At 65.4% G+C, this 1,211-nt stretch carries 1 protein-coding gene; it reads right to left on the bottom strand.

Annotation, left to right across the window (positions count from 1 at the left end; all coding sequences use genetic code 11):
- Nucleotides 1-46: 46 nt before the first annotated feature.
- The gene (locus FNH05_RS37505) at nt 47-1,009 is read right to left on the bottom strand and encodes a hypothetical protein (RefSeq protein ID WP_222426832.1); all 963 of its coding nucleotides are present in this window, start codon (nt 1,007-1,009) and stop codon (nt 47-49) included.
- Between the last annotated feature and the right edge of the window lie 202 nt (nt 1,010-1,211).

The following is a 1,211-nucleotide window of genomic DNA, read 5'->3' as shown; positions in this document are numbered from 1 at the left end:
GCCGTGAAGGGTCCCTTCACGGCCGATTTGACTGTGAAGGGACCCTTCACGGCAGGGGCCGGGCGATCTTGACCGCGGGCCGGGGCCGAGCCTTGGCCGCGGCATAGGCGGCCTTCAACTCGGCGAGTGCTCCGCCCGGATCACTCTGCAGACGTGAGGGCAGCGTCTGCACCACGATGATCCCCGCACCCGCATATTTCGAGTTCCGCTCCAGCGTGCGTGCGTAGTCGTGCGGCGAGTAATGAAACTCCACCGAGTCGATTTCCCAGGCAAGGGCGACGTCATCCCACCAACCGTCGGGGCGTCCGAGGTAGTTTCCGCACGAGTCGACGATGCCGACATTCCAGTGGCTCGGCGGAACATCCAGTCCACTCCCCAGCACCTTTGCGTGCAGCTCGGCGACCGACCGAAGCCGGTGCACTTCCGACAGGATCCTCCGTGGCAGTGCAGTGCCGCGCTTCGTCCCGGCATTCAACTCGGCAAGGAGCGCCGCCGGAACACAGCGTCCCCTCTGGATGGCCTCGATGAAAAGCTTGCTCGCAGAATCGCGTTCCCGCAGTCGTCGTGCGGCATCCGTGGTCGCTCTGACCAACGGAGCCAGTGGCACGCCGTTCCGAATGACCGGACAGGGCAGCACCGCCGTGCGTTCGACCGTCAGAAACTCGCTACTGACTCTTCTCTTCTCGTGCGAGATCAGCACGTGGACCCGCTCCAGGCCGGGCAACTCGCTACGGCGGAGACCATGGCGCAGGCAGGCATGGGAACCAGTGATCATGGCAGTGGCCCCCGCGTAGACGAGTGCAGCCACGATCCGCTGGTCGTCGGTGGGCGTGCCGTTCTCCAGCAAGATGATGCCCGGCAACAAGCGTCTCCACGGGCCGCCCGGCTGGCAACGTCGCCAGATTGTCTTGCTGTCCATGCCGAGCGACTCGAGTGAGGTGGCCTTGATGACACCCAGCCTGCTGCTCTCGGCCAGCAGCCGCGGGTGGACCGTGCGTTTCTCCCTCATGCCGCCCATGGTCTGCGATCCATGGCCGAACCTCGACCCCTTCTTTCCGCCTCTGTGGATAACCGCCACCCTGTGGACAGTCCCGTATGGAGAGCCGTGAAGGGTCCCTTCACAGTCGATAAGACTGTGAAGGGACCCTTCACGGCACCAGCGGAGCGGAGCGCCAGCGCAGCGCAGCGCGCAGCGCAGCGCGCAGCGGAGC

It is taken from the genome of Amycolatopsis rhizosphaerae, assembly GCF_007713715.1.
GTDB lineage: Bacteria > Actinomycetota > Actinomycetes > Mycobacteriales > Pseudonocardiaceae > Amycolatopsis_E > Amycolatopsis_E rhizosphaerae.
This window is presented reverse-complemented; position numbering and strand designations above follow the sequence as displayed.